The sequence below is a fragment of the Pseudarthrobacter sp. NS4 genome (assembly GCF_024758005.1).
GTDB lineage: Bacteria > Actinomycetota > Actinomycetes > Actinomycetales > Micrococcaceae > Arthrobacter.
The window spans coordinates 377,152-403,512 of record NZ_CP103288.1 but is presented as its reverse complement, the minus strand read 5'-3'; the positions used below and the strand labels follow the sequence as shown (position 1 = coordinate 403,512).

25 protein-coding genes are annotated in these 26,361 nt (G+C 65.4%); 15 read left to right on the top strand and 10 right to left on the bottom strand.

Features of this window, described 5'->3' with window-relative positions; genetic code table 11:
- The first annotated feature begins 46 nt into the window (after positions 1 to 46).
- The 6 genes from NXY83_RS01925 (at position 47) to fdhD (ending at position 7,337) form a co-directional block, all read left to right on the top strand.
- Complete coding sequence (locus NXY83_RS01925) at positions 47 to 2,539, top strand: GcvT family protein (protein ID WP_258804439.1); 2,493 nt, start codon at positions 47 to 49, stop codon at positions 2,537 to 2,539.
- A 3-nt stretch (positions 2,540 to 2,542) separates the two neighbouring features.
- Positions 2,543 to 3,169, top strand: coding sequence for a cyclodeaminase/cyclohydrolase family protein (locus NXY83_RS01920; protein WP_258804438.1), 627 nt, complete (start codon positions 2,543 to 2,545; stop codon positions 3,167 to 3,169).
- Positions 3,166 to 4,056: a bifunctional 5,10-methylenetetrahydrofolate dehydrogenase/5,10-methenyltetrahydrofolate cyclohydrolase gene (locus NXY83_RS01915; RefSeq protein WP_258804437.1), complete on the top strand. Its 891-nt coding sequence runs from the start codon at positions 3,166 to 3,168 to the stop codon at positions 4,054 to 4,056. Before NXY83_RS01920 ends, NXY83_RS01915 begins: the two co-directional genes overlap by 4 nt.
- Positions 4,057 to 4,063: 7 nt before the next feature.
- Positions 4,064 to 4,924 carry a methylenetetrahydrofolate reductase gene (locus NXY83_RS01910; protein ID WP_258804436.1) on the top strand — a complete coding sequence of 287 codons (861 nt, stop codon included), beginning with the start codon at positions 4,064 to 4,066 and terminating at the stop codon, positions 4,922 to 4,924.
- Positions 4,925 to 5,139: 215 nt separating this feature from the next.
- Positions 5,140 to 6,459, top strand: coding sequence for a molybdopterin molybdotransferase MoeA (locus NXY83_RS01905; protein WP_258804435.1), 1,320 nt, complete (start codon positions 5,140 to 5,142; stop codon positions 6,457 to 6,459).
- On the top strand, positions 6,447 to 7,337 hold the full coding sequence (gene fdhD, locus NXY83_RS01900) for a formate dehydrogenase accessory sulfurtransferase FdhD (protein WP_258804434.1): 891 nt from the start codon (positions 6,447 to 6,449) through the stop codon (positions 7,335 to 7,337). Before NXY83_RS01905 ends, fdhD begins: the two co-directional genes overlap by 13 nt.
- Positions 7,338 to 7,427: 90 nt before the next feature.
- On the opposite strand, the gene NXY83_RS01895 is transcribed toward fdhD, so the two are convergent.
- Both NXY83_RS01895 and NXY83_RS01890 read right to left on the bottom strand, forming a co-directional pair.
- Positions 7,428 to 8,657, bottom strand: a complete 1,230-nt coding sequence (locus NXY83_RS01895; protein WP_258804433.1) for an aromatic ring-hydroxylating oxygenase subunit alpha — start codon at positions 8,655 to 8,657, stop codon at positions 7,428 to 7,430.
- A 132-nt stretch (positions 8,658 to 8,789) separates the two neighbouring features.
- Positions 8,790 to 9,992, bottom strand: a complete 1,203-nt coding sequence (locus NXY83_RS01890) for an NAD(P)/FAD-dependent oxidoreductase (RefSeq protein ID WP_258804432.1) — start codon at positions 9,990 to 9,992, stop codon at positions 8,790 to 8,792.
- A gap of 455 nt (positions 9,993 to 10,447) precedes the next feature.
- Between NXY83_RS01890 and NXY83_RS01885 the strand changes: the two genes are divergently transcribed.
- Positions 10,448 to 12,391 carry a BCCT family transporter gene (locus NXY83_RS01885; protein ID WP_258804431.1) on the top strand — a complete coding sequence of 648 codons (1,944 nt, stop codon included), beginning with the start codon at positions 10,448 to 10,450 and terminating at the stop codon, positions 12,389 to 12,391.
- Positions 12,392 to 12,449: 58 nt separating this feature from the next.
- On the opposite strand, the gene NXY83_RS01880 is transcribed toward NXY83_RS01885, so the two are convergent.
- Complete coding sequence (locus NXY83_RS01880) at positions 12,450 to 13,670, bottom strand: ROK family transcriptional regulator (protein WP_258804430.1); 1,221 nt, start codon at positions 13,668 to 13,670, stop codon at positions 12,450 to 12,452.
- A gap of 142 nt (positions 13,671 to 13,812) precedes the next feature.
- On the opposite strand from NXY83_RS01880, the gene NXY83_RS01875 reads away from it, so the two are divergent.
- From NXY83_RS01875 to NXY83_RS01855, 5 genes are read left to right on the top strand one after another with little or no spacing between them, the layout of a single operon-like run.
- Entirely contained in the window at positions 13,813 to 14,559 is a 747-nt protein-coding gene (locus NXY83_RS01875; RefSeq protein WP_258804429.1) for a sugar phosphate isomerase/epimerase family protein, read from the top strand.
- A complete protein-coding gene (locus NXY83_RS01870; RefSeq protein WP_258804428.1) occupies positions 14,556 to 15,686 on the top strand; it encodes a Gfo/Idh/MocA family protein in 1,131 nt (376 codons plus the stop codon). The genes NXY83_RS01875 and NXY83_RS01870 overlap by 4 nt, the downstream gene beginning before the upstream one ends.
- A gap of 12 nt (positions 15,687 to 15,698) precedes the next feature.
- The gene (locus NXY83_RS01865; protein ID WP_258804427.1) at positions 15,699 to 16,877 is read left to right on the top strand and encodes a Gfo/Idh/MocA family protein; all 1,179 of its coding nucleotides are present in this window, start codon (positions 15,699 to 15,701) and stop codon (positions 16,875 to 16,877) included.
- A gap of 1 nt (position 16,878) precedes the next feature.
- Positions 16,879 to 17,880 carry a sugar phosphate isomerase/epimerase family protein gene (locus tag NXY83_RS01860; protein WP_258804426.1) on the top strand — a complete coding sequence of 334 codons (1,002 nt, stop codon included), beginning with the start codon at positions 16,879 to 16,881 and terminating at the stop codon, positions 17,878 to 17,880.
- Between the two features lies 1 nt (position 17,881).
- Positions 17,882 to 18,898 (top strand): Gfo/Idh/MocA family protein, encoded by a 1,017-nt coding sequence (locus tag NXY83_RS01855; protein WP_258804425.1) that lies wholly within the window; start codon positions 17,882 to 17,884, stop codon positions 18,896 to 18,898.
- 48 nt (positions 18,899 to 18,946) lie between these two features.
- On the opposite strand, the gene NXY83_RS01850 is transcribed toward NXY83_RS01855, so the two are convergent.
- The 3 genes from NXY83_RS01850 to NXY83_RS01840 form a co-directional block, all read right to left on the bottom strand.
- Complete coding sequence (locus tag NXY83_RS01850) at positions 18,947 to 19,816, bottom strand: glycosyltransferase (RefSeq protein ID WP_258804424.1); 870 nt, start codon at positions 19,814 to 19,816, stop codon at positions 18,947 to 18,949.
- A 164-nt stretch (positions 19,817 to 19,980) separates the two neighbouring features.
- On the bottom strand, positions 19,981 to 20,340 hold the full coding sequence (locus tag NXY83_RS01845; protein WP_258804423.1) for a hypothetical protein: 360 nt from the start codon (positions 20,338 to 20,340) through the stop codon (positions 19,981 to 19,983).
- Positions 20,341 to 20,392: 52 nt separating this feature from the next.
- Complete coding sequence (locus NXY83_RS01840) at positions 20,393 to 21,292, bottom strand: SDR family oxidoreductase (protein ID WP_258804422.1); 900 nt, start codon at positions 21,290 to 21,292, stop codon at positions 20,393 to 20,395.
- Between the two features lie 210 nt (positions 21,293 to 21,502).
- Here NXY83_RS01840 and NXY83_RS01835 point away from each other — a divergent pair, with 210 nt between their 5' ends.
- From NXY83_RS01835 to NXY83_RS01825, 3 genes are all read left to right on the top strand, one after another.
- A complete protein-coding gene (locus tag NXY83_RS01835; RefSeq protein ID WP_258804421.1) occupies positions 21,503 to 22,006 on the top strand; it encodes a DUF6328 family protein in 504 nt (167 codons plus the stop codon).
- A 75-nt stretch (positions 22,007 to 22,081) separates the two neighbouring features.
- Positions 22,082 to 22,435: a LuxR family transcriptional regulator gene (locus tag NXY83_RS01830; protein WP_258804420.1), complete on the top strand. Its 354-nt coding sequence runs from the start codon at positions 22,082 to 22,084 to the stop codon at positions 22,433 to 22,435.
- 7 nt (positions 22,436 to 22,442) lie between these two features.
- The gene (locus NXY83_RS01825; protein ID WP_258806390.1) at positions 22,443 to 23,186 is read left to right on the top strand and encodes an MBL fold metallo-hydrolase; all 744 of its coding nucleotides are present in this window, start codon (positions 22,443 to 22,445) and stop codon (positions 23,184 to 23,186) included.
- A 34-nt stretch (positions 23,187 to 23,220) separates the two neighbouring features.
- Here the strand turns inward: NXY83_RS01825 and NXY83_RS01820 are convergent, their stop codons facing one another.
- The 4 genes from NXY83_RS01820 to NXY83_RS01805 all read right to left on the bottom strand — a co-directional run bounded on the left by NXY83_RS01820 (position 23,221) and on the right by NXY83_RS01805 (position 26,290).
- A complete protein-coding gene (locus tag NXY83_RS01820) occupies positions 23,221 to 24,345 on the bottom strand; it encodes a glycerate kinase (RefSeq protein WP_258804419.1) in 1,125 nt (374 codons plus the stop codon).
- A gap of 77 nt (positions 24,346 to 24,422) precedes the next feature.
- On the bottom strand, positions 24,423 to 25,232 hold the full coding sequence (locus NXY83_RS01815; RefSeq protein WP_258806388.1) for an SDR family oxidoreductase: 810 nt from the start codon (positions 25,230 to 25,232) through the stop codon (positions 24,423 to 24,425).
- Between the two features lie 96 nt (positions 25,233 to 25,328).
- Entirely contained in the window at positions 25,329 to 25,682 is a 354-nt protein-coding gene (locus tag NXY83_RS01810; protein ID WP_258804418.1) for a hypothetical protein, read from the bottom strand.
- A gap of 158 nt (positions 25,683 to 25,840) precedes the next feature.
- On the bottom strand, positions 25,841 to 26,290 hold the full coding sequence (locus NXY83_RS01805) for a hypothetical protein (RefSeq protein ID WP_258804417.1): 450 nt from the start codon (positions 26,288 to 26,290) through the stop codon (positions 25,841 to 25,843).
- Positions 26,291 to 26,361 lie beyond the last annotated feature (71 nt).

Sequence of the window (26,361 nt, the reverse complement as noted above, 5' to 3'; positions counted from 1 at the left end):
CGCACCACCAGCAACGACAGACACTGAAACCAGCAGGAGAAACCATATGGAACCGTCGCCCCGCATAGTCATCATCGGAGCCGGAATCGTCGGCACGAACCTGGCAGACGAACTCGTCGCCAAGGGTTGGAACAACATCACCGTCCTGGACCAGGGCCCCCTCAACATGCCCGGTGGATCCACGTCCCACGCACCCGGCCTTGTCTTCCAGACCAACCCCTCAAAGTCCATGGCGCTCTTCGCCAAGTACACGGTGGAAAAGCTGTTGTCCCTCGAAGAGGACGGCGTCAGCTGTTTCAACCAGGTGGGCGGATTGGAAGTTGCCACCACCGAGACCCGCCTCGCGGACCTGAAGCGGAAGCTCGGCTATGCCGCCGCGTGGGGTATCGAGGGGAAGATCCTTTCCCGCGCCGAGTGCAAGGAGCTCTACCCGCTCCTGAACGAGGAAGACATCCTTGGCGGGCTCCACGTTCCCAGCGACGGCCTGGCCCGCGCTGCCCGCGCAGTCCAGCTGCTGATCAAGCGGACGGAAGCCGCAGGGGTCAAGTACCTGGGCAACACCACGGTGACCGGCATCGAACAGTCCGGCCGCAGGGTCGCCGGCGTCCAGACCTCCGAAGGCACCATTCCTGCCGACATCGTGGTCTCCTGCGGTGGTTTCTGGGGCGCCAAGATCGGCGAGATGATCGGAATGTCGGTCCCGATCCTCCCGCTGGCCCACCAGTACGTCAAAACCACTCCGGTGCCGGCCCAGAAGGGCAAGAACGAACTGCCCAACGACGCTGCCCTGCCGATCCTGCGGCACCAGGACCAGGACCTCTACTACCGCGAGCACGGTGACCGCTACGGCATCGGTTCCTACGCACACCGTCCCATGCCCGTGGACCTTGATGAACTCGGATCCTACGACCCCAGCACCATCACTGAACACAACATGCCCTCCCGCCTCGACTTCACCCTGGAGGACTTCCTCCCGGCATGGGAAGCAACCAAGCAGCTGCTGCCGGCCCTGCGCGAGAGCGACATCGAGGATGGCTTCAACGGCATCTTCTCCTTCACTCCGGACGGCGGCGCCCTGGTGGGTGAGTCCAAGGAGCTTGATGGCTTCTTCGTCGCCGAAGCCGTGTGGGTCACCCACTCGGCCGGCATCGCCCGCGCTGTCGCGGAACTCCTGACCACCGGCAAGTCGCAGATCGACCTTGGAGAATGCGACATCCACCGCTTCGAAGAGGTCCAGCTGACCCCCGAGTACGTCAGCGAAACCTCCCAGCAGAACTTCGTGGAAATCTACGACGTCCTGCACCCGCTGCAGCCGAAGCTCTCGCCACGGAACCTGCGCGTCAGCCCGTTCCACGCCCGCCACAAGCAACTGGGCGGCTACTTCCTGGAGGGCGGCGGATGGGAGCGCCCCTACTGGTTCGAAGCCAACGCCGAACTGCTCAAGGAGATGCCTGACGAATGGCAGCCGCCGGCACGTGACGCCTGGTCCGGGATGTTCAGCTCACCCATCGCCGCCGCCGAAGCCTGGAAGACCCGCACCGCGGTGGCCATGTACGACATGACCCCGCTCAAGCGCCTTGAGGTCTCCGGTCCCGGAGCCATGAAGCTGCTGCAGGAGCTGACTACCGCCGACATGACCAAAAAGCCGGGGGCAGTCACCTACACCCTCGTGCTGGACCACGCCGGCGGAATCCGAAGCGATATCACCGTTGCCCGCCTGAGCGAAGACACGTTCCAGCTCGGCGCCAACGGAAACATCGACACCGCCTACTTCGAGCGGGCCGCACGCCACCAGACGGAAAACGGAACAGCCAGCGACTGGGTCCAGGTCCGCGACACCACCGGCGGCACCTGCTGCATCGGACTCTGGGGCCCCCTCGCCCGGGACCTCATCAGCACCGTCAGCAGCGACGACTTCTCCAACGATGGCCTCCGCTACTTCCGCGCCAAGAAGGTAGTCATCGGCGGAGTTCCGGTCACCGCCATGCGCCTGTCCTACGTCGGTGAACTGGGCTGGGAGCTCTACACCAGCGCAGACAACGGCCAGCGGCTGTGGGATGCGCTGTGGAAGGCAGGCCAGCCCTTCGGCGTGATCGCTGCCGGCCGCGCCGCGTTCAGCTCGCTGCGCCTGGAAAAGGGCTACCGCTCGTGGGGCACCGACATGACCACCGAGCACGACCCGCTGGAAGCCGGAGTCGGGTTCGCCGTGAAGATGACCAAGGAAAACTTCGTCGGCAAGGCAGCGCTGGAAGGCCGCACCGAGGAGAACTCCACCCGCCGCCTTCGCTGCCTGACGGTCGACGACGGGCGCAGCATCGTGCTGGGCAAGGAACCTGTCTTCTACAAGGACCAGGCAGTTGGCTACGTCACCAGCGCCGCTTATGGCTACACCGTGGCCAAGCCGATCGCCTACGCCTACCTGCCCAGCGCAGTGTCCGTGGGCGACTCGGTTGAGATCGAGTACTTCGGACGGCGCATTCAGGCCACAGTCACCCAGGATCCGCTGTACGACCCCACCATGACCCGGCTCCGCGGCTAAGCCATGATCAGCGCAGAGACAATCCACAGCTACCTCACCCGGCTCGCGTCCCGTCAGCCCACCCCGGGCGGCGGTGCCGCTGGCGCCCTGCACGCCGCGCAGGGCGCCGCCCTGGTGGCCATGGTGGCGCGGTACACCACGGGCGGCAAATATGAGCAGCACGCGGCACTGGTGCAGCGGATCACGGAGGCCTCCGACGGGCTCGTCAGTGAGGCGCTGCGCCTGGCCGACGCGGACGAGCAGGCCTTCCAGGGCGTCATTGACGCTTACAAGCTCCCCTCCACCACAGAGGAGCTCAAGGCCACCCGGGCCCAGACCATTGATGCGGCCCTCGTCCAGGCGGCACAGACACCGGCACAACTCATCGAAGTTGCCGGCGCTGTGGTGGAACTCGCCACAGAGCTGTTTGAGGTGGCAAATGCCAACGTCATCAGTGACGTCGCCGCCGCCGCCGATGCCGCCCGCGCGGCCGCAACCACCGCACGCGTCAATATCGACATCAACGTAGTGGCCATCAAGGACCCCGGGACACGGTTGCTCCTGTCGAATCAGACGGACGGCCTTGAGGACAAGATTGTCCTCGCCGCCGATTCCCTGGTGGCACGCGTACGTGAAAGGATCCTCCGTTGAGCACTGCAACGCTTTCGGGAAAGACACTTGCCGGGATCATCCGGGAGAAGACCCAGGATGAGGCCAGGAGTCTCGAACAGGACAGCCTGCGTCCCGTGCTCGCCGTCGTCATGGCTACAGACGACGAATCAACGCTCTGGTACGTCCGCTCCATCGAACGCGCAGCGGAACGTGCCGGCATTGACTGCCGGATCATTGACCTGGGCCATGACGCCACAGAGCAGGTGCTGGCCAGTGTGCTGCGGGACCTGAGCGCAGAGCCGTCTGTGAACGGCATCATCCTGCAGACTCCCCTTCCGGCGGATGTCCGGGCCGATGCGCTGGTGGGCCTCATCGCCCCTGAAAAGGACATCGACGGCGCCAATCCGCTGAGCCTTGGACGGCTGGCCGTGGGGCAGCCCGCGTTCCCACCTGCCACCGCCCGGGCCGTCGTCGAAATCCTCGACCACTACGACATCCCGGTGGCGGGCCGGAACGTCGTCGTGGTTGGCCGTTCCGCCGTTGTGGGGAAGCCGCTGTCCCTCCTGCTGCTGGCACGGGACGCTGCCGTCACAGTCTGCCATTCCAGGTCAGGACCACTCGGGAAATACACCAGGGAGGCGGACGTGGTGGTGGTCGCCGCCGGACGCACCGGCCTGCTGACCGGCAGCGATGTTTCCGGCAAGACCGTAGTGGTCGACGTCGGCACGAACGTCCTCCCCGACGGTTCCCTGGTGGGCGATGTGGACGAGGCCAGCGTACGCGGCGTCGCGGCTGCACTGACTCCGGTCCCCGGCGGAGTCGGGTCCGTCACCACGGCGCTGCTGCTGCTCCACACGGTGGAAGCGGCGCGGAACCAGTCTCCTTCGCCCATGTTGGCTGCACAGGTCATGGAAACCGCCGGGTAAGGAAGCAATGGACGCGGAACCGGGTGTACGGGTGAGGCTGGAAGTTGTCCCGTCGGCAAGCCTGCTGGACCAGCTCCCAAAGGTTTACCCGGCCCCCGGTTCCGTCAGCGTCACGTGCCTTCCCCACCATGGCCCGGCACGGACGGTCGCTGCCTCCGTCCGGCTGGCACGTCTGGGGTACAGCGTGGTGCCGCACGTCGCTGCGCGGAGTATTGGCAGCGAGGAAGAGCTGCACGGCTTCCTGCGGCAACTGCTCGAGGCCGGAGTATCAGAGCTGTTTATTGTTGCCGGCGACCGCCGGACACCCGAAGGACCGTACGCCTGGAGCGGGCAGCTCCTGGACGCCGTAAAAGCGTTCTCCCCACTTCTCACGATCGGTATCGCCGGTTACCCGGAAGGACATCCGGGGATCACTGCAGGCGGGTTGAAAGCGAGCCTGGACTCCAAGGCGCCGCTGGCTTCTTCCCTGGTCACGCAGATGTGCTTCTCAGCTGACGACATCACCCGCTACCTCGACGGCCTGGTCCACAGCGGGCCGCATCTGCCCGTATGGGTCGGGATCCCCGGACCCGTTTCGACCGGGAAGCTGGTTGCGATGGCAGCGCGGCTCGGAGTGGGCCGCTCCATCAAACTGGCCCATGGAACCGGAATGGCCAGGGCGCTGTGGAACCGGCAGCACCTGCTGCAGTATGACAGCGCTGGACTTGCCGGGAAGGTACACCGAAAGCTCGGGGGCCACCCACTCTTCGCCGGCTTCCACATCTACACTTTCAACGATTTTTCGGGGCTGCCCGGCCTGCTGGAGCGGGTTCCGGCAGTTCCCATTCCGGCTCCGGAAAAGCTGGACAAAGGTGTCCCAACTCACTAATATAACTGATATATCTTTCGTATTTGAATGAAATATCAGGGCAGGTGGACCTGCGCGGAACTAACCATAACGACTTTCTGGTCCCGTTTCCGTGAATGGTGCTTCGATGGGCCTAAAACCTGGGGAGGTATTCCTCATCGAAGCACCACTTTCGGAAACGGGACCACCTGCTTCCCGCCGGGGACCGAGCGCTTTCGACATGACAAGGAACATCGATGTTCACCGAAGAACTCCTACCCGGTGCATCCGCTTCCTGCGCACCGGGCGTGCACGGCGCGTCTCCAACGTGGGCTGAAGCCCGCCAGCTGGCCTTCGACTGCGCGGGGCCGCTCCCGGCGGTGTCCCTCCCGCTGGGCGATGCCGCGGGCCGCGTCCTGACCCGCGCTGTCACCGCACTGCAGGACCTTCCACACTATGCTTCGTCCGCAATGGATGGCTGGGCGGTGAACGGTCCAGGCCCCTGGCTCCTTCCCAATACCGGACAGCCCCTACCGCCCCCCGGGGCCCTGCCGCCGAACCATGCGAGGGTCATTGCGACCGGAGGCCTGGTACCGGCCGGTGCCGCTGCCATCCTGCGCAGGGAAAGCGGCCAAGTGGCCACGGACGGAGCGGGCAATGCCGTTCTCACACTTGGCCCCGACGCACGCCAAGGCGAGCCACACCCCGGCCAGCACATACGCCCCGCAGGCGAAGAGGCCGGGGCGGGCGAGGTACTCCTGCCCGTCGGCACCGTCCTCAACCCGGGGCACATAGCCCTGGCAGCTGTAGCGGGCCACGACGAAGTACAGGTCCGCGCCCGGCCCACAGTCGCCGTCGTACTCACTGGCGGCGAAGTGGTGACACAAGGCCTTCCCGCACCTGGACAGGTCAGGGACACCTTTGGCCCGCAACTGGGTACGGTTGTTTCACTGCTCGGAGGCACTCCCCTCAGCCCCGTTAGGATCGGCGACTCCTTCAGCGAATGGCTTTCCGCCCTCAATGGCCCTGCCGAGGCGACCGGTGAACGCGCCGAGGTCATCATCACAACAGGTGGCACCGGCCGGTCCGGCACCGACCACTTCCGTGCGGCCATAGCCGCCCTGGGCGGCGAACTGCTGCTGGACGGGATCGCCATGCGCCCCGGCCACCCCGCTGTGCTGGCCGGACTCCCTGATGGCCGCTTCGTCGTCGGGTTGCCGGGGAATCCGCTGGCAGCCATGATGGCGCTCCTGACCATCGCCGCGCCGCTGCTGGCGGCCCTTGAAGGCCGGCAGCTGCCTCCGTTGCACCATGTCCTCTCCGGAAGCGACATCGGCCCTGACGGGGGACGCACGCGGTTGATCCCCTGCAGGTTCCTTTCCGGGCTGGCCTTTCCGGTCCAGCACACGGGTCCCGGCATGATGCGCGGCCTGGCGTGGGCCGACGGCGTTATGGCCGTCCCGCCGGCCGGCGTGGACTCAGGCGAACCTGTTCCCGTTCTCCCGCTTCCGTGGACGCAGCCAACTGAAACCACCGAATCCAGGAACAGGCGGGAGCACACACCATGGCACGCATGACCCAGCGCCGGAAGATCCACCGGTTCCGTTTGGATGGGTCCGCCACCGAACACCCCGTCCGGTTCAAGGAAGACGTCCTGGCCGCTGAGGAACCGCTCGAGATCAGGCTTTCCGGCCGCTCCTTTTCCGTCACCATGAGGACTCCCGGGGATGACTTCGACCTGGTGGCCGGATTCCTCGTCTCCGAGGGCGTCATCCGCCACCAGTCGGAGCTGGTCTCCCTGCGCTTCTGCGCCGGAAGGAATGGCGACGTCCAGACCTTCAACGTGGTTGACGCCCAGTTGGCGCCGGACGTGCCCATGCCGGACACCATGCGGCACGTCTACACATCCAGTTCCTGTGGCATCTGCGGGACCGAGTCCATCGACGCCGTCCGCAAGACCCTTCACTTCGACCCCTCCCAGGACGGGCTGCGGATACCCGTCGACGTCCTGGCCGAATTGCCGGAGAGGCTGCGCGAAGCCCAGGCCGTCTTCGACAAGACGGGAGGCGTCCATGCGGCTGGCCTGTTCAGGGTGGACGGCGACGAACCGGAACTGCTGTGCGTGCGGGAGGACGTAGGCCGCCACAACGCCGTCGATAAGGTGGTGGGCTGGGCACTGCGGCAGGGGCTGCTGCCACTGCGGGGCACGGTACTGCAGGTGTCCGGCCGGGCCTCTTTCGAGCTCGTCCAGAAAGCCGCCCTGGCAGGGATCCCGGTCCTGGCCGCCGTCAGTGCTCCATCAAGCCTGGCCGCCGACCTCGCTGAAGAAATGGGAGTGACCCTGGTGGGATTCAGCCGGGGACACAGCCTCAACGTCTACGCGGGCCGGGACCGGGTAGGGCGCCCCCGCAATGCGGCACGCCAGGAAAACGACACCCTCCAGCTTCCCGCCTGACTAACGCTCAAGGCTGCAACATAGTGATGGCCCCGGACCTTGGTCCGGGGCCATCACTATGTTTGGTTGTGCTTGTTTTGTTGCGGGGTTTTAGGAGGCCGGGGCTGTGTGGGCTTCGTTGCGTTCGAGGGTTTGGGCCCGTTCGATCAGCGGCGGGGTGTCCGCGGTGATGCCCATGCGGACGTCCCCTGAGTGCTGCACGTCGCCGACTTTTTCCTGGATCCAGTCGTGGAACGCGCCGATGTGGTGCTCGCTGGGGACCAGCACGCCGCCCTTGGCGTAGGTCTTGGAGGCCATGCCGGGCTGGCAGCGCTCGCACGCGTCGAAGTCCTGCATGTTCACCCGGTGGAACAGCTCCACGGACGCCGAGACGTCCTTGCCGGACTCGACCACCGAGGGCAGGTAGAGCCAGTCGCATTCGACGATGGTGTGGTCAGCGGCCAGCGGGAACATCCGGTGGATGATCACATGATCCGGGACCAGGTTCACGAACACGGTGGGCTTGATGGTGATCGCGTAGTAGCGACGGTCCTGGTCCTCGCCCACCCCGGGAATCACGTCCAGGCCCTCGGAGCCGTCCACGGTGAAGCCCTTGACGTCCTCACCGAACTCCGCACCGTGGCCCACAAAGTACTGCGCGGCCAGCCCGTCGGCGAACTCCGGCAGCACCTCGGTCAGTTCCGGGTGGATGGTGGCACAGTGGTAACACTCCATGAAGTTCTCAATGATGAGCTTCCAGTTCGCCTTCACGTCGTACCTGATCCGCCGGCCCAGGGCCAGGTTCGCCACGTCGTAGCCCTCGATCGCCTTCAGGTCACCCAGGCGCTCCTCGATGGCGCCCATGACGTCCTCTTCGAACGACGGCGGCTCATCAGCCAAACACACCCACACATAACCCAGGTACTCGCGGACGTGGACCTTCACCAGGCCGTACTCGTCCCGGTCGATGTCCGGCATCTTGGTCAGGTTCGGCGCGGCGATGAGCTTGCCCTCAAAGTCATACGTCCAGGCGTGGTACGGGCACTGGAACGAACGGGCAGCTTCGCCCTGCTCCTCCATGCACAGCTTCACACCACGGTGCCGGCAGACATTGTAAAAAGCGCGGATAGCGCCCTTGCGGGTACGGCTGATCAACACCGACTCCCGGCCGATCTGAACCGTTTTCCACGCACCGGCCTTGTCCAGATCCGCAGAACGGATGGCACAGAACCACATCTGCTCAAAAATCCGCTCCTGCTCCGCACGGAACACCGCCTCATCCACATACGTCAAACCCGACAACGTAGGAATCAAACTCGGGGTGGTCACTTCTGTGGTCAATGTTCCTCCTCAGGACACACGGCAAAAAATTGCGTGTGGAAGCTTGGTAAAGCCAAAAATGGGTGGGGGGCATGGCCCCCTGTATGACAAGTCAGGGCAAAAGGTTCTGTACGGAACCTGACTTAGTGGGAGCTAGGATGCTGCCGAAACCGCAAGCGGTGCAGGAGCCGGCCGGGCAACGGGTGTCCCGATGCTGCGGCGCCACTTGGTGAAGAGCCTGGGCTGGTTCATGCCAAGCACTGCCACCGGGGTATCGCTTAGGTAGTAGACGGCAAGGAAGCTGTGCTCCTCCGGGTTGCCGGCTTCTATCTCAAGCCGGTCGTACCCGGCGGAATGGCCCGCGAACTGGATTTTCACCCCGTGCTGGTCAGACCAGAAGTAAGGCGGCTTCAGCGGCTGCTGCGGGGCATCGTCGTCCAGCAGCGCCTGGACGGCGAGGGCCGAGCGTTCCAGGGCGCCGGTCCAGTGCTCAACCCGGCGGTGCTTGCCCGTGCCAACCTCGAACCAGGCAGCGCAGTCTCCGACTGCGACGATGCCCGGGATGTTTGTGCGTCCCATGGAGTCGCACAGTACGCCGTCGCGGAGCTCAACCCCGGAGCCTTCCAGCCACTCCACGTTGGGTTCGGCACCGATTCCCACCACCATGACATCGGCGGGAAGGTAGCGTCCATCAGCCAGCCGGAGCCCGGTGACCGAGCTTTCCGACGTGTCGATGGACTCGATCGCCGTCCCGCAGACGAGATTGACGCCGTTGGCGGTGTGCAGCCTGGCCACCGTTGCGCCCATGTCCGGTCCCAGCTGGGCCGTGAAGGGGAGCGGGTTGTTGTTGATCATGGTGACATCCATGCCGCGTGCTGCGGCGGCGGAGGCAACCTCTGCTCCGATGAAGCCTGCCCCGATGATGACCATGCGGTCCCCGGCAACCAGCCGCGGTGCCAGGCGTTCGGCGTCGGCAATGGTGCGGAGGTTGGAGACATTGTCCAGGCCGGCCAGTGCGGGAAGCTGGCGGCAACGGGCACCGGTGGCGATGACGACTCCGTCAGCGGCCACCGATTGCCCATCTGAAAGCTTTATAGTCCGGCTGGCGGCGTCGAGGCCCACGGCGGCAACGCCAAGGATCCATTCCGCCTGGAGCCCGTCGTCAGCCGTTTCCAGGAACAGGTCCTCGGACGTAATAGTGCCCAAGAGGAAGTCCTTGGAGAGAGGGGGCCTGTCGTAGGGACGGTGCTGTTCATCGCCAATGATGACCAGCCGTCCGGCGAAGCCTTGAGCGCGTGCCGCCCGGGCGGCTGAAAGGCCGGCCAGGGAGGCTCCCACGATCGCAAGCGTCTGCATAATTTCCTTCCGGATCGCTTCTTACGCAACATGAATCGCGATATGCAACAGCGTGACCCATGACACTTCCACTGTCAAGGGTTACGGAGGATGTGGAGAAACCTTGACTTTGACTGTGGCGTAGTTCACTCTGTTGCCTAGCGCGAGTTCTGTTGACTCTTGCGGAACACCGCCCCAGGGGCTCCCGGGCCCCTCCCTGTGAACAAGAACCTTGAACCTAAAGAGGTGCACCATGCACAAGCCCTGCCCGTTCGGTAAGAACACCGCGCGGGGAGGCACTCTGACTGGCCACAGCTCCGCCTGTGGCCGTCTTCCATACGGAAACGGCGAAATTTTCGCCACCGACGGCAACGTCATGGTCATCGAACCGGGCCAGGCCCCCAAACTGCCCGGATCAATGCCGCAAGGCCATGCTTAAACGCACGCCCATGACTCGCCGAGTAAAGGACCCGCTCATGGCAATCAACAGTGAAATAACGTCCCCCAAACCGAACGAACGTCCCGCGGACAACGACCCGCTGGATGCTCCTGCACGCCCGGACCCCGAAAGCACGGGAAGCACACTTCAAGAAACCGAAACAACTGTTCTCCCCGAGACAGAAGAATACGAGCAGATCCTGGAGGAGCTGCGCCAGGGCAAAACGGAGCAGGCCGTCTCCGAACGCCGTAACCGCAGACACATCCTTGACAAAGTCACCTTCGGGATCACGGGCGTCTTCGCCATCGCCTTTGTGGTCTGGGGCTTCGTCGGAAAGGATAACCTCGCCGCGACCTCCACCGGGGCCCTCAACTGGGTCATGGAGTACACCGGGTGGCTTTTCATGATCACGGCTTCGATCTTTGTGGTCTTTGTCCTGTGGCTTGCCCTCGGCAAGTTCGGCAACATCCCGCTGGGCAAGGACGGCGAGAAGCCGGAATTCCGGACGGTATCCTGGATCGCGATGCTCTTTGCCGCTGGCATGGGCATCGGGCTGATGTTCTACGGCGTGGCCGAACCCCTCTACCACTTCGTCTCCCCACCACCGGGGACGGTGGACGGAAGGACCCCCGAGGCCATCCAAACGGCTATGGCCACCTCGATCTTCCACTGGGCCCTGCACCCTTGGGCGATGTACGCAGTAGTGGGCATCGCCATGGCCTACGGAAGCTTCCGCCTGGGCCGCAGGCAGCTCATCTCCGCAGCCTTCACCTCGCTCTTCGGCATCAAGAGGGTAGAAGGACCTATCGGAAAATTCATCAACATCCTGGCCATCTTGGCCACCCTCTTCGGAACTGCGGCTTCACTGGGCCTGGGCGCAATGCAGATCGGCAACGGCCTGACCTCGAACGGCTGGCTTGGAGAAATTGGCACCCCGGTACTCGTGGTGATCATCGCAATCCTGACATGCGGCTTCGTCGCCTCCGCCGTTTCGGGCATCAGCCGCGGCATCCAATGGCTCTCGAACATCAACATGATCCTGGCCGCCACCCTGGCCTTGATCGTCTTCGTCGCAGGTCCCACCCTGTTCATCCTCAACCTGATCCCTTCGGCCGTCGGTGACTACACCCGCGACCTCGCGGAAATGTCGTCCCGCACGGAGGCCGTAGGCGATGAGGCCCTGCGCAGCTGGATGTCCAGCTGGACCATCTTCTACTGGGCATGGTGGATCTCCTGGACGCCGTTTGTAGGACTGTTCATTGCCCGCATCAGCCGCGGCCGCACCATCCGCCAGTTCGTCACGGGCGTGCTGCTGGTTCCCAGCGTCGTCACCGTCATCTGGTTCAGCATCTTCGGCGGGGCAGCTTTCGACATCCAGCGCGAGGCCGATAAGGCAGGCACGCCGGGCCTGGTTACCATGGTGGACGGAGCCCCGTCCATTAGTTTCGACGGAGCACTCTTCGATGTGATCAAGAACCTGGGCATGCCGGGTTGGGCAGTCACCGCCGTCATAGTGCTGGCCATGGTCCTCATTGCAAACTTCTTCGTCACCAGTGCCGACTCGGCCTCTATCGTGATAGCTTCGTTGAGCTCCAACGGCGCCAATGACCCATCCCGGCGCCTGGTCATCTTCTGGGGCCTGCTCACCGGCGCGGTGGCTTCCGTCATGCTCCTGGCCGGAGGTGATGAACCCGCCGCGGCACTGTCAGGACTTCAACGCATCACTATTGTGGCGGCCCTGCCCTTCGTAATCGTTATGTTGTTGCTCTGTTTCGCTCTCCTCAAGGACCTCCGCCGCGACCCGCTCTCCTTGCGTCGCCGGCTGGCCGACAACGTGGTGGAACGGGCCATCCGCACGGGAGTCGAGCAACACAACGGCGTCCAGTTCGACCTCGTGACACGGCACGAATGCGGCGAAACGTGCCCTGACTCAGGCTCCTGCCCCGGGGGAAGCCCCGGTAGGGAAACCGTTACGAAGTAGCGCCAAACTTCCGGCCCTGGTGATCACCTCACCAGGGCCGGATTTTTTCTGCCCGGGCTCAGCCGGCCACAGCGCTCCCCGCAAGCCCCGCCTCGACGACGTCCGGTGACAGCACGTGCTGGGTAACCATCTGGCTGGCGCCGAGGATTGCGGCGCGGGAACCGGCCATCGAGATGCCGATGCGCAGGTGGGCGGTGGCCAATGGCAGGGAGCGCCGGTACACCACTTCACGGATCCCGGCCACCAGGTGTTCCCCCGCCTCCCCGACGCTGCCGCCGATCACGATCATGGACGGGTTGAGCAGGTTGACCACGGTGGCCAGGACATCGCCAACGTCGCGCCCGGCCTGGCGCAGAGCCTGTACGGCCTGCGTGCTGCCCGCGCGCACCAGCCGAAGCACGTCGGCTCCCGTTGCCGCATCCAGGCCTAGCTCCTGGAGCTGGCGGGCGACGGCGGGTCCGGAAGCGAGCGCCTCAAGGCAGCCGTAGTTGCCGCAGCGGCACAGGACGTTGTCACCGCGCGGGACGCGCACATGGCCCAGGTCGCCTGCGGTGCCATTGGCGCCGCGCTGCAGCTGGCCGCTGCTGATGATGCCTGCCCCTACCCCGGTGGCAACCTTGATGAAAAGGAAGTTGTCGTGCTCCGGCCAGTGGGCCGTGCGTTCACCCAGTGCCATGATGTTAACGTCGTTGTCCACCAGGACGGGGACGGGCAGCGAGCGCTGGACGTACTCGACTACGTTGAAACCGTCCCAGCCGGGCATGATGGGCGGCTTGACCGGCCTGCCGGTGTCATGTTCGACGGGGCCGGGCAGGCCAATGCCCGTTCCGGCAAGGTCCCCCAGGCCGCGGCCCGCTTCCGCAAGCAGCTCGAGCCCGAGGGCAATGATTCGGTCAAGAACGGCCTCAGCACCATCAGCGACTTCCTGCTCCACCCTGCGTTCTGCCAGGATGCCGGCGGCAAGGTCGGTGACCGCCACCACTGCGTGGGTCGCTCCAACGTCCACGGCCAGCACAACGCGTGCGGCGGGGTTGAACGCAAAGCGCGACGGCGGCCTTCCGCCGCTGGAGCTTGCCTCCCCCGCCGGGCCCACCAGGCCTGAACCGATCAGCGCGTCGATGCGGGAGGCAACGGTGGAACGGGCCAGCCCGGTGGTAAGGGCAAGCTCAGCGCGGGTCCGGGCCCGGCCGTCACGCAAGAGCTGGAAAAGATCCCCGGCGCGCCCCTGCAGCCCCTGGATGTCGGGGTGGGTGGCTCGCCCGGCCGCGGTATTGGTCATACGAAATTGATAGCACGCCCACTTATTTCTGTCACGCGCTCAACTTTTGCTTGACGTTCGGTAAAAGTACTCCTAGTTTTGCAGTAGCACGAAATGCCATGGCGGGACATTGCGACCGCATGCCGAAGAAGCCTGGAGAACCATGTCCTACTCGATTCAGCTCTACACCCTGCGCAACGAAATTCAGGAAGACCTTGCCGGTACCATCAGGAAGGTGGCGGAAATCGGCTTCACCCAGGTGGAGCCCTACGACTTCGTGGCGACAGCCGAAGAACTCGGCGCCGCGCTGAGGGAAAACGGCCTTACCGCGCCTTCCGGCCATGCACCCCTGCTGAGCCAGGACCAGGATGAAATTTTCGCCGCTGCCAGGGAACTCGGTATTGCAACGGTGATCGAACCCTTTATCCCCGCAGACCGCTGGCAGTCCGCCGAAGATATCCAGGCCACGGCCGCCGGGCTCAACACGGCAGCGAAAAAAGGTGCTGAATACGGCATCCGGGTGGGCTACCACAACCATCAGTGGGAGCTGGAGTCGATGGTTGAGGGCCGCACCGCGCTGGAGTATTTCGAAGGCCTGCTGGATCCGGAGCTGGTCCTGGAGGTGGACACGTACTGGGTGGCCGTCGGTGGCCAGGACCCGGTGGACATCCTTACCAAGCTGGGTAGCCGGGTGAAGCTCATCCATATCAAGGACGGCCCGTTGACCACGGATACCAAGGCACAGGTACCGGCAGGCCAGGGCAAGGTGGCAGTCCTGGACGTCATCGCTGCCGCGAAGTCGCTGGAGGTAGGCGTGGTGGAATTCGACGACTACTCCCGTGACATCTTCGAAGGCATCAACGAGAGCCTTTCGTTCCTGACGGCAGCGGGCGAAGGAGTCAAGGCATGAGCACCCCCGCATCGGCGCCGTCGGCCCGCAAGGGCCCGGTGGGCGTCGGAGTCATCGGTGCCGGCAACATCAGCAAGCAGTACCTGGACAACCTCACCGTGTTCCCCGATCTCAAGGTCCACGTCATTGCCGACCTCTTTGAGGAGGCCGCGGAGGCGCGGGCCAGGGAATACGGCATTCCGGAGTGGGGCGGTGTGGACAAGGCACTGAACCACCCGGACGTGGAAATCATCGTCAACCTCACCATCCCGGCGGCCCACGTCGAGGTTGCCACCGCTGCCGTGAACGCCGGCAAGCATGTCTGGACCGAAAAGCCCTTCAGCCTGGACCGCGAATCAGGCCTCGGCCTGCTCAAGACCGCGGACGCAGCAGGAATCCGCCTCGGCTGCGCCCCGGACACGTTCCTCGGTGCCGGGCTGCAGACGGCCCTGCGCCTGATCCAGGGTGGCGACATTGGCACGCCGTTGACGGCGATGACCACGTTCCAGACCCCCGGCCCCGAATCATGGCACCCGAACCCAGCGTTCCTCTTCCAGCACGGCGCCGGCCCGCTGTTCGACATGGGCCCGTACTACCTCACCACCCTGATCCAGGCGTTTGGCTCCATCCGCAAGGTGGCCGCCGTCGGTTCCAAGGCCAAAGACGTCCGGATCATTGGCTCCGGTCCCAAGGCCGGCGAGGAATTCACCGTCGTGGTGCCGACGCACGTTTCAGCGATGGCGCAGTTCGAAAGCGGCGCGTCCTCCCACAGCGTCTTCTCCTTCGAGTCCCCCCGGGCACGGATGGGCTTCGTTGAGATCACCGGCACCGAGGCCACCATCTCACTGCCCGATCCAAATTTCTTCGATGGCGACATCAAGCTGTGGCGCGCCGGAGACGAGGACTGGACCACCATCCCGGCAACCGGCCCCGCGAACGGCCGTGGCATGGGCGTCCTGGACATGGCCCGATCCATCCGCGCCGGCGTCCCGCACCGCGCCACCGGCGACCTGGCCTACCACGTACTGGACAGCATGGTTTCCATTTCCGAATCCATTGGCTCCGGCACCTTCGTGAACGTCGTAAGCTCCGCCCCGGCATCCCCCGCCCTCCCCGAGGACTGGGCCCCGGAAACCACAACCCTTTAGGAAATCGGGACCATGGCACAGGAATCACCAACAGGGCAGGCCCGCCCGCTGGGCGTTGCCGCCATCGGCTACGCGTTCATGGGCAAAGCCCACTCGAACGCGTGGCGAAACGTGGCCAGCTTCTTCGACGTCCCCGCTTTCGAGCAGAAAGTACTCGTCGGGCGCAACGCCGGACAGGTCACCGAAGCAGCTGCCAAGTACGGCTGGGCGGAGTCGGCCACTGACTGGCGCTCCGTCATCGCCCGGGATGACATCGACATCGTGGACATCTGTGCGCCGGGCTGGATGCATGCCGAGATCGCCATCGCTGCACTGGAGGCCGGCAAGCACGTCCTGGTGGAAAAGCCCCTGGCGAATTCGCTGGCCGAAGCCGAGGCCATGACCGAAGCGGCACGTGCCGCCCGCGCCCGGGGTATCCAGTCGATGATCGGGTTCAACTACCGAAGGGTTCCCGCCCTGGCGCTGGCAAAGGAACTCGTCGCCGAGGGCCGGGTGGGCACGGTCAGGCACGTCCGCGCCGCGTACCTGCAGGACTGGCTCGCCGATGACCAGGCGCCCATGACCTGGCGCCTGCGGAAGGAAACGGCCGGGTCCGGGGCCCTGGGCGACATTGCCTCCCACGCCATCGACCAGGTCCTGTACCTCATCGGCGACCAGGTCACGGGCGTCACCGGCCGCCTGCACACCTTCGTGGACCGCCGCCCCGGCGCCAACGGCACCGAAGACGTAACGGTCGACGACGCCGCCTGGGCAACGCTCTCCCTCGCCTCCGGAGCCATCGCCTCGGTTGAAGCTTCGCGCGTGGCCACCGGCCGGAAAAACGCCCTGAAACTCGAGATCTACGGGGACAAAGGCAGCATCCTGTTCGACCTCGAGAACCTGAACGAGCTCGGCTTCCTGGACGCCACACTGCCCGTGCGGGAGCAGGGCTTCCGCCGGATCCTGGTCAATGAACCCGAACACCCGTACCTTGAAGCCTGGTGGCCGCAAGGCCACATCATCGGCTGGGAACACACCTTCACCCACCAGGTGCGCGACTTCCTGCTGGCTGTCGTCGCCGGCGAGGCGCCGTCGCCGTCGTTCGAGGAAGGACTGAACGTGCAGTACATCCTGAACGCCGTGGAGGAATCCGCCGCCGCCAAAAGCGCCCTCATTCAACTGGCCCCCGCCACAGATTCCCAAGGAGCCTGACATGCCCCGCCCCTTCACCCTGTTCACCGGCCAGTGGGCTGACCTCCCCTTCGAAGAAGTCGCGAAGCTTGCCTCCGGCTGGGGCTACGACGGCCTGGAGATCGCCGTCTCCGGAGACCACCTGGACGCCTGGCGCTGGGACGAACCCGGCTACGTCGACTCCAAACTGGAGATCCTGGACAAGTACAACCTGAAGGTCTGGGCCATCTCCAACCACCTCAAGGGCCAGGCCGTCTGCGATGACCCCATTGACTTCCGCCACGAAGCCATCGTCGGATCCAAAGTCTGGGGTGACGGCGATCCCGAAGGCGTCCGCACCCGGGCCGCCGAGGAATTGAAGAACACCGCCCGGCTAGCCAAGGCACTTGGGGTGGACACCGTCGTCGGGTTCACCGGCTCCTCCATCTGGCAGTACGTGGCCATGTTCCCGCCCGTCCCGGAAAAGGTCATCGACGCCGGCTACCAGGACTTCGCCGACCGCTGGAACCCCATCCTGGACGTCTTCGACGAATGCGGGGTCCGCTTCGCCCACGAAGTCCACCCCTCAGAGATCGCCTACGACTACTGGACCACCGTCCGCACCCTCGAAGCGATCGACCACCGCCCCGCTTTTGGGCTGAACTGGGACCCCTCGCACATGATGTGGCAGGGCATCGACCCCGTCTCCTTCATCTGGGACTTCAAGGACCGGATCTACCATGTGGACTGCAAGGACACCAAGATCCGGCAGACCGGCCGCAACACCGTCCTGGGCTCCCACCTGCCGTGGGGCGACCCCCGCCGCGGCTGGGACTTCGTCTCCGCCGGGCGCGGCGACGTCCCCTGGGAAGCGTCCTTCCGCGCCCTCGCGGCCATCGGCTACGACGGGCCCATCAGCGTTGAATGGGAGGACGCCGGTATGGACCGCCTCCACGGCGCCCCCGAAGCCCTCGCCAACCTCAAGAAGTACGACTTCCCCGCCTCCAGCACCTCCTTCGACGCCGCCTTCAGCAGCAAGGACTGACATGCCCAACCACAACAATGGCTCCTCCGACGGGCAGCTCCGTTGGGGTATCCTGGGCACCGGCTTCATCGCCGGCCTGCAGACCCAGGACCTGCTGGACAACGGATTTACCGTCCAGGCCGTGGGTTCCCGCAGCCTGGGGTCGAGCCAGGCGTTCAGCGACCGGTACGGCATTGCCACAGCCCACGGCAGTTACGAGGACCTGGCCGCTGATCCAGAGGTGGACGTGGTCTACGTTGCCACTCCCCATGTGTTCCACCACGCCAATGCGCTGCTCGCGATGAACGCCGGCAAGCATGTGCTGGTGGAGAAGGCCTTCACCATCAACGCCCGCGAAGCGCAGGACATCGTGGAGCTGGCGGAGGCCAAAGGGCTGGTGGCGCTGGAGGCCATGTGGACCCGCTTCCTGCCGCACATGGCACGCCTGCGTGAGATCGTCCGGGACGGGACCTTGGGGGAAGTCCGGAAAGTGGTGGCCAGCCACAACCAGAACCTGCCCAAGGACCCCGCCCACCGGCTGAACGACCCCGCGCTCGGCGGTGGAGCCCTCCTTGACCTGGGCATCTACCCGGTCTCGTTCGCCTTCGACGTCTTCGGAGCTCCACAACGGATTGTGGCCACCGCCGCCATGGCCGACACCGGGGTGGACCGCCAAACGGCAGCGATTTTCGACTACGCGGATGGGCAGCAGGCGCTTGTGGACTGCTCGCTGGACACGGCGGGAAACAACCGGGCGGTCATCATTGGCACGAAGGGGTGGGTCGAGATCGACCCGGTCTGGTACAACCCCACGCCTTTCACCCGATACGACACCGCGGGGAATGTCCTCGAAAAGTTCCACCAGCCGGTGAAGAGCAGGGGCATGCAGTACCAGGCAGCCGAGCTGGAGCGGCTGGTGCGGGAAGGCCTTACCGCGGGCACCCTGCTGCCCCCGCGTGAGAGCGTGGACATCATGGCCGCCCTGGATGAGATCCGCCGCCAGATCGGCCTGACTTACGACGCCGACACGCGGGTTTAGTCCGGCCCAGGCGCGGGTGCCGGGAAGGCAAAACCACGGCGCCCCCGCTTAGGCCGGGTCGCGGTTCAGGACCACCTCATAGGCTTCCACCCGCCGGTCCGTCACCGTGGTGGGCGACTCCAGGTGGACGGCCCCGGAGGGCAGGATGCCAGCCCCGCCGAACCGTTCCATGACCTGCCACTGGGCCAGGACGTCCTCCCCCGCGTGATCCGCCGGCAGGTCCAGCCAGAACCTGAACCCGCCGGCGTCGTCCAGGGCTTCGCGCCGGTACATCACGCACCCGCCCAGCCACGCCACCCGGTACGGCATCCATTGGCCCGGATGAAGGGACAGCTCAGCGCTGAGATGGCTCAGGTTGGCGGCGCTGTGCAGCGGCCAGCGTTCGAAACCCGGGGTACCCGGGCGGATGCGCTCCGGCATCACCCGGCCCTCCCAGGCTTCGAAACTGGCGGTCTGATGTGGCCGCCTGTCACCCAGATAGGACAGGCCCTGCGGTGCCATCCCCACGAAGCCGCACTCCAGCTCGTCGAGTGCCCGGCTCAGCAACTCCAGGGCACCTGGCTCCAGCCAAATGTCGTCGTCAAGGAAGAGGCACTGGTCGGCGCTGGACTGCTCCAGCAGGAACTGGCGGTGTTCGGCCAGTCCGCGCCGCGGCAGGTGCCGAAGCAGCGTAACCGGCCTTCCCTGGGCTTCCAGGACCCGCACCATGGCGGCAACGGCGGGATGCTCCCAGCCGGGGTCGCCGGTGGACTGGTCGCTGATGACGACGGCGAAGGCCGGGTCGGACTGTCCGGCAAGTCCGGCGAGGGTGACGGCGAGCTCTGCCGGCCGGTTGCAGGTGGGCACCAGCACATCCACTGCCACCTGTTCCGGCAGGTCTGCCTGCCGTGCCCACTGTTCCGAGGTTCTCCTGCTCACAGCCCCTCCTGCCGCCGGCAAGCAAGGCCGGCAGTTCGTGAATTGGTTCCGCATCTCCCGTACCCAGCCGATGGCCATGTATGCCCGGCGGGCACAGCGAAGGCCCCCGTCGTGGCTTCCCGGGGAAGCCGCGGCGGGAGCCTTCTGTGGTAGCTCAGGACCGTTTAGCCAGCGTCGAAGCTCTCGCCGCCGTCGTCGTTGGGCGACTTCTCCTGCGGAAGGTCGCTGCCGCTGCCGTCGGGGATTCCGGCTGCTTCCTGGCCGGGCTCCGAGGAGACGGGAGCGGAGCCCTTGGAGTCGTCATTCCCTTCATCCAGTTCAGCTTCACCGGAGGGAAGGTCAACGTCGCGGGGCACGGGGTCCTCACCGGCACCGGACTGCGGTTCGTTGGTATCAGCCGCGCCGGAGATGGCTGCGTCCTGCGAGCCATCACCCTGGCTGCCGCCCATCTCCTGCTCTGCCGTTGGAGTGCCGTAGCCGCCCGGGTCAGTTTCCGGTTCGGCGTGCTGGTTTTCCTGCGTCATGGTTCCTCCTGTGTGCGTTGCGGATGAATCTGGCTTACAAAATTCCGGCTGCTCAGAGGCCCTTGCCGCCGGTCACCGGAAGCACGGCCCCGGAAATGTAGGAGCCGTCTTCGGAGGCCAGCAGCACGTAGGCCGCGGCAAGCTCGGCAGGCTGGCCCGCGCGCTCCAGAGGCGTGTCCTGGCCGAACTTCGGGAGCTTGTCCGGCCACTCGGTAGCCGGGATCAGCGGGGTCCAGATGGGGCCGGGCGCCACTGCATTGACGCGGATTCCCTTGGCCCCGAGTTCCTGCGCCAGGGCTTTGGTGAACGCCACTTGTGCCGCCTTGGTCATGGCGTAGTCGATGAGGCCCGGCGAGGGGTTGAAGGCCTGGATCGATGCCGTGGTGATGATCGAGGCACCGGCCTTCAGGTGGGGAACTGCCGCCCGGGCGGTCCAGAGCAGCGAGTACAGGTTGGTCTTGAAAACCCGGTCGAACTCCTCCGTGGGCAGGGTCTCCAGGCTTTCCCGGTTCTTCTGGTAGGCAGCATTCAGCACCACCACGTCCAGGCCACCGAACTCGGATACGGTTTCCTCGACGATCCGGGTACTGAACTCCTCTTCACGGCCGTCCCCGGCGAAGAGGAGTGCGCGCCGTCCCGCTTTCCGGATCCAGTCCGCGGTGTCCTGCGCGTCATCTTCCTCTTCGGGAAGGTAGGAGATGGCTACGTCAGCGCCCTCCCGGGCAAAGGCGATCGCCGCCGCCTTTCCGATTCCGGAATCGCCGCCGGTGATGAGTGCCGCCTTGCCCTCCAACTTCCCGTGCCCCTCGTAGCTGAGTTCGCCGTGGTCCGGTTTGGGGTCCATCGGCGCCGTCAGGCCGGGCTGCTTCTGCTCCTGCTCGGGGAAGGGGCCTGAGTAATAACCGCCCCGGGGGTCCTTTGGCTGGTCTGTCTGCTTGTCTGTGCCGCTCATAGTCCGCCTACTCACTGTGTCGGTTTTCGAAGAGCCCTGCCGGTGCACCGGCCCTTCGAAGCTATCCCGGCCGGCGGAACAAAGTCCACCGCCCTTTGCGAATAATCAGTAAACTTATCAAATGTAGGTGCAGGCGCAACGTTTGCCTTGTTTCTGGGTATGTGAGGAGTAGCAAGGGAACACGCGCCGGCCCGCAAGGAAGGAGGAGCTATGTCCGAGGTGGAGGATTACACCGGCAAAACGGGTCGGAACGAAACCCGCGAGGAACAGCTGGACCGCAACTGGGCGGAACTGCTCCAGGAGATGCGCGTCCTGCAGATGGGCGTCCAGATCCTGGCCGGCTTCCTGCTGACCCTTCCCTTCCAGGATCGGTTTGAAGAGTTGGATACCTTCCAGGTCAACCTCTACCTGACGAACGTCGTGATTGCCGCGCTGACCACGGCATTCATCCTCCTGCCGGTGAGCGTGCACAGGCGGCTTTTCCGGAAACGGCTCAAGGAAACCCTGGTTTCCAGCGGAGACACCATCGCCAAGATAACGCTGGCCGGCATCGCGCTGCTCAGCGCCGGCACTGCCGCCCTGGTTTTCGACGTTACCGCCGGCCGATCGGCCGGACTTACCGCCGGCGCTGCATTGCTGGCCGTGATGGTGGTCCTGCTGGTCTATGTCCCCCTGCACCTGAACAAGCGCGCCGTCGCTGGCAGGCCACGATAAACCCGAATCCAGGAACATTGCCAAACCACGTTTGCGGGACCGGCGCCTGGGCCGGCTCCACGTTGAGAGGAATCTATGCGAACCATCCTGAAAACCGTCCTTCTGGCCCTGCTGGTCCTGGCCGCCCCGGCTCTTTCGGCGGGCGCAGCCTCAGCGGCCAATGCTCCGTCAGTTGCCGCCAACGAAGCAACAGTCCAAACGGGTACGGGATCCTCCGGAGGGGTGTGGGCCATGTCAGCTTCCACTCCCACCCCTTCTCCCGGGGATACCGCCTCCAGCGGCCCCGCCAACCCGGGGACGGGCGAGTCAGCCCAGAATGAGGCCACCCGGCTGGACTGGGCGCCCTGGGTAATCGGGGGGATCGCCCTGGCAACCCTGATTGCGGTTCTCATCTGGCGGCGCCGCCGCAACACCACCATTGTCGGCTGACAGGCAGATGATCACCCGGGACGTGGCCGACGGCATCCACCTCATCACGCATGCCAATGTCAACTGCTACCTGGTGGAGGACCAGGACGGACTGACCCTCGTGGACGCCGGGTTGCCGAGCATGTGGTCCATGCTGCTGGAGCTCCTGGCTGACCGCGGCCGGCGCCCGGACGAGATCAAGGCGCTGGTCCTCACTCACGGCCATTTCGACCACGTGGGGTTTGCCCTGCGGGCCCACGGGGAGTGGGGTGTGCCGGTGCTGGTCCATTCCGGTGACTCGCATCTGGCCGCCCACCCGTACCGGTACACCCCCCAGCGCAACCGGTTCCTCTACCCCTTCACCCATCCGCGGTCACTGCCGCTCCTGGGCAGGATGGTGGCAGCCGGGGCATTGGCAGTGAAGGGCGTGTCCGATACCCTGCCGCTGGGCACCGGTGCTGCGGTGCCGGTGCCCGGGCGTCCGACTGTTGTCCACACTCCTGGCCACACGGACGGGCACTGCATCCTGCATTTCCCCGACCGGGACGCCGTCCTCAGCGGTGATGCCCTGGTGACCCTCGACCCCTATACGGGTAAATCGGGGCCTCAAATTGTTGCGTCAGCGGCCACGAAGGATACCGGGCAGGCCCTGGCGTCTCTGAAAGCAATCGCCGCAACCGGCGCAGCCACGGTGCTTTCCGGCCACGGGAAGCCCTGGACGCAGGGAGCGGAAGCCGCTGTAAGCCGCGCCGTGAGGGTGGGCGCGCACTAAAGGCCGGCGTCTACGACGCCGGGTCCCACCGGGACTAGGCCCCTTCGAGTACTTGGGTTGTTGCCCAGGCCAGGTACTTTCCGGCGTTTGCCACCGCGTCCTCCGGACTCGACGCCACGTCCAGCAGCTGGGCCGCGCTTACCACTCCGTGCTGCGCGAGGTCCTCCGGCGTCACCAGGATCCGGCCGGCCACAACAATCACCGGAATGCCGCGCTCCCGTGCGGCGTCCGCAAGGGCGATGGGCGCCTTGCCGGTGAGCGACTGGGAATCCATGGACCCTTCGCCGGTAATCACCAGATCTGCGTTGCCCAGTTGTTCCGCCAGCCCGGTAAGCCCTGCCACCAGCGCGAAGCCGCCTTCCAGCGCGGCGCCGGTGAAGGCAAGGAACGACGCCGGGAAGCCGCCGGCGGCGCCCGCGCCAGGGACGTTCACGTCCCGCCCTGTGGCTTCCCGCAGGACCGAGGCCCAATTGCGGAGGCCTGCGTCGAGCAGTTCAACCGTGTCCTGGTCCGCGCCCTTTTGCGGGGAGAAGACGTGCGCGGCGCCGGACGGCCCGTAGAGGGGATTTCGGACGTCCACGGCGATGCGGAAAGTGGTCGCGGCGAGCCGGGGATCCAGGCCGGTGATGTCCAGCGACGCCACGTCGGCGAGGAATCCCCCGCCCAGCGGCACCACGTTGCCGGCGGCGTCCAGCGGCTTCAGGCCGAGGGCGCGCAAGGCGCCGCTGCCGCCGTCGGTCATCGCCGACCCGCCAAGCCCCAGTACGATTTCCGTTGCGCCTGCGTCAAGGGCGGCCGCGATGAGCTGGCCGCACCCATAGCTGTGGGCGCGGAGCGCGTTGTCAGGCGTGGGCTCCATGCTGGCCAGGCCCGAGGCCTGCGCGGTTTCGATGACAGCGGTGGCGCTGCCATCGCCGGCCTTACGGATCGCCCAGGCGGCCCCCACGGGGGCAAGAATCGGACCCACCACGGCGTTGAGCCGCTCCTCGTAGCCGGCGGCGACAGCCGCCTCAAGCGTGCCCTCACCGCCATCAGCGATCGGGAACTGGGTGGCCACCGCGTCAGGGTAAACGCGCAGGGCGCCTTCTGCGATGGCGGCGGCCGCCTCGGCTGCCGTCAGGGAACCCTTGAACTTATCCGGAGCAATAAGGATGCGCATGCGCTCCATCATGCCAGCAACGAACGGGAATGGGCTTGCCGCTCCGTAACACAGAAGGGGGCTGCGCCGGAGAGGCCTTAGCCTTCGCGCCACTCGTGGCTGTTGATGTGCGAACCCGCCTGCGGACCCATCTGGAGCATGCCGCCGTCCACCGGCCAGGACGCCCCGTTGACGTAGCTGGAGGCGGGCGAGGCAAGGAAAGCGATGACAGCAGCAATCTCCCAGGCATCACCGGGCCGGCCCAGCGGCACACCCGGCCGGTCCTTGGTCGCGGGGTCCTCATCTTCCTGGCCGGTCATGGGAGTGGCAATCTCACCGGGCGCCACGGTGTTGGCAGTGATGCCGTGCTCCGCCAATTCCAGGGCCAGCGTCTTCATCAGCCCGCCCAGCCCGTGCTTGGACGCGTCATAGGCGGAGGACCCCACCCGGGGCTGGAATTCGTGGACACTGGTCACGGCGATCAGCCGCCCGCCCCTGCCCGCCTGGACCATCCGGCGGGCAGCCGCCTGCAGGCAGACGAACGCGCCGTTCAGGTTCGTGTCGAGCGTTTGCATCCAGCGATCAATGTCCATGTCGAGGAATTTGGTGCTCTCGCCGGTGCCTGCGTTGTTCACGAAGACGTCAACGCCGCCCAGTTCGTCAGCCAATTCGTCGATAACCGCGCCTGCAGCCCGAAGTTCAGTGGTGTCGAGTTGCCGGATCGCGGCCTTGCGGCCCAAGGCCCGGATTTCTTCGGCAGTTCCTTCGGCCCCGGCCTTGTCCGAATGCCAGGTGACGCCCACATCCATCCCTGCCCTGGCGAGCGCCACGGCAGTGGCCTTGCCGATGCCGGAATCGGATGCGGTGACGATGGCGGTGGCGGGGGCGAAACTGGTGGTGTCCTGCATCGTGGCAGCCTTTCGATGGGTCAGGGTGCTGGGATTGTCGGTACCCATGCCCGTTCTGCCGTGGCCGGCATGACGGCATGGTCGGGCAAAACAGGTTCAGGCCGGGCGGCGGAGTTCAGGTCCCGGTGGATAGTGGTCCCTTTTTGCTGCAGCTGATTCATCCGGCACGGCCATCAGCGGGACGGCGAAGGTAACCACCTGCCGCGCCTCGGCATCATCTGCGGACCTGACGGTCAGACTCCTGGTGCCGGGAGGCACCGAAGGGGTGAAAACCTGCAGGTTCCGGGAATCCAGGACGGCGGAGTCCTGCAGCGAATACTCGGTTCCAAAGTGGTCTTGGAGGATGATGCGGGGCTCCGGTCCGCCGTCGGAGGCCATCTGGATATTGACCACCAGTCCGGAGGTCCAGATCTCGACGGACAAGACTGTGAATTCGTTGGATTTCGTCACGTGTCGTCCATAGGTGGGCGGCAGCACCATTGCCCGGAGGGAGCCTGACGGTATGAGTTTGCGCATTGTATGTCCTGTAGATCTTGCGTCCGCGGTCGCTGAAGTGGCGCCGGGTGCAATTCCGGTGCTGCCGAAACGATTTGGGGCGCGAGTGCGGCTTAGGCGTCTTCTCGGTTGGGATTTTCAAGCCGGAAGAAATTTGACTGCTGCCCGTCGCTGCGCTGTTCCTGGTAGATGAAGTTCAGTCCCCGGGAGTCGAAGGTTTCAAACCATTCCTCCCAGCTGATGTGGCGAAGTTTGTCGTTTTCGCCACCAAAGTCGATTCGCAGCACACCGAGATGGTCACCGTGCTCGGTGCCTTCCACGGTGGCCGGAACACCGTCACGCTCCTCCGCCCACTGCCTGATGACTTCGTGGTGCGTGGTGGCGAGGCTGCGGCCCTCGCGTTCCGGTTCCTCATCCGGCGAGGTGACTTCCTGCGAATACTTGAGCGATTTTGACGAGTCCGGTCCGCGCCGGATCTTCCCGTCGTCCGGGCCAGCGCCCAGATCCTCGTCGTCCCGGTCCGTCTTGGCTTCGCGGGTCCTGTTGCCCTTGTCCTCCGCCATGGTGGCCATCCTTTCCCCAGAGGCTAAGTACTAAGTCTACTTATTATGTAGCCTCCGGAGCGGCCCCCCTG

Bases quoted from the DNA above. Each gene is read 5' to 3' on its own strand.
- NXY83_RS01925 (WP_258804439.1), top strand. From the start codon at position 47: ATGGAACCGTCGCCCCGCATAGTCATCATCGGAGCCGGAATCGTCGGC.
- NXY83_RS01920 (WP_258804438.1), top strand. From the start codon at position 2,543: ATGATCAGCGCAGAGACAATCCACAGCTACCTCACCCGGCTCGCGTCC.
- NXY83_RS01910 (WP_258804436.1), top strand. From the start codon at position 4,064: ATGGACGCGGAACCGGGTGTACGGGTGAGGCTGGAAGTTGTCCCGTCG.
- NXY83_RS01905 (WP_258804435.1), top strand. From the start codon at position 5,140: ATGTTCACCGAAGAACTCCTACCCGGTGCATCCGCTTCCTGCGCACCG.
- fdhD (WP_258804434.1), top strand. From the start codon at position 6,447: ATGGCACGCATGACCCAGCGCCGGAAGATCCACCGGTTCCGTTTGGAT.
- NXY83_RS01890 (WP_258804432.1), bottom strand. From the start codon at position 9,992: ATGCAGACGCTTGCGATCGTGGGAGCCTCCCTGGCCGGCCTTTCAGCC.
- NXY83_RS01885 (WP_258804431.1), top strand. From the start codon at position 10,448: ATGGCAATCAACAGTGAAATAACGTCCCCCAAACCGAACGAACGTCCC.
- NXY83_RS01880 (WP_258804430.1), bottom strand. From the start codon at position 13,670: ATGACCAATACCGCGGCCGGGCGAGCCACCCACCCCGACATCCAGGGG.
- NXY83_RS01875 (WP_258804429.1), top strand. From the start codon at position 13,813: ATGTCCTACTCGATTCAGCTCTACACCCTGCGCAACGAAATTCAGGAA.
- NXY83_RS01870 (WP_258804428.1), top strand. From the start codon at position 14,556: ATGAGCACCCCCGCATCGGCGCCGTCGGCCCGCAAGGGCCCGGTGGGC.
- NXY83_RS01865 (WP_258804427.1), top strand. From the start codon at position 15,699: ATGGCACAGGAATCACCAACAGGGCAGGCCCGCCCGCTGGGCGTTGCC.
- NXY83_RS01860 (WP_258804426.1), top strand. From the start codon at position 16,879: ATGCCCCGCCCCTTCACCCTGTTCACCGGCCAGTGGGCTGACCTCCCC.
- NXY83_RS01855 (WP_258804425.1), top strand. From the start codon at position 17,882: ATGCCCAACCACAACAATGGCTCCTCCGACGGGCAGCTCCGTTGGGGT.
- NXY83_RS01845 (WP_258804423.1), bottom strand. From the start codon at position 20,340: ATGACGCAGGAAAACCAGCACGCCGAACCGGAAACTGACCCGGGCGGC.
- NXY83_RS01840 (WP_258804422.1), bottom strand. From the start codon at position 21,292: ATGAGCGGCACAGACAAGCAGACAGACCAGCCAAAGGACCCCCGGGGC.
- NXY83_RS01835 (WP_258804421.1), top strand. From the start codon at position 21,503: ATGTCCGAGGTGGAGGATTACACCGGCAAAACGGGTCGGAACGAAACC.
- NXY83_RS01830 (WP_258804420.1), top strand. From the start codon at position 22,082: ATGCGAACCATCCTGAAAACCGTCCTTCTGGCCCTGCTGGTCCTGGCC.
- NXY83_RS01825 (WP_258806390.1), top strand. From the start codon at position 22,443: ATGATCACCCGGGACGTGGCCGACGGCATCCACCTCATCACGCATGCC.
- NXY83_RS01820 (WP_258804419.1), bottom strand. From the start codon at position 24,345: ATGCGCATCCTTATTGCTCCGGATAAGTTCAAGGGTTCCCTGACGGCA.
- NXY83_RS01815 (WP_258806388.1), bottom strand. From the start codon at position 25,232: ATGCAGGACACCACCAGTTTCGCCCCCGCCACCGCCATCGTCACCGCA.
- NXY83_RS01805 (WP_258804417.1), bottom strand. From the start codon at position 26,290: ATGGCGGAGGACAAGGGCAACAGGACCCGCGAAGCCAAGACGGACCGG.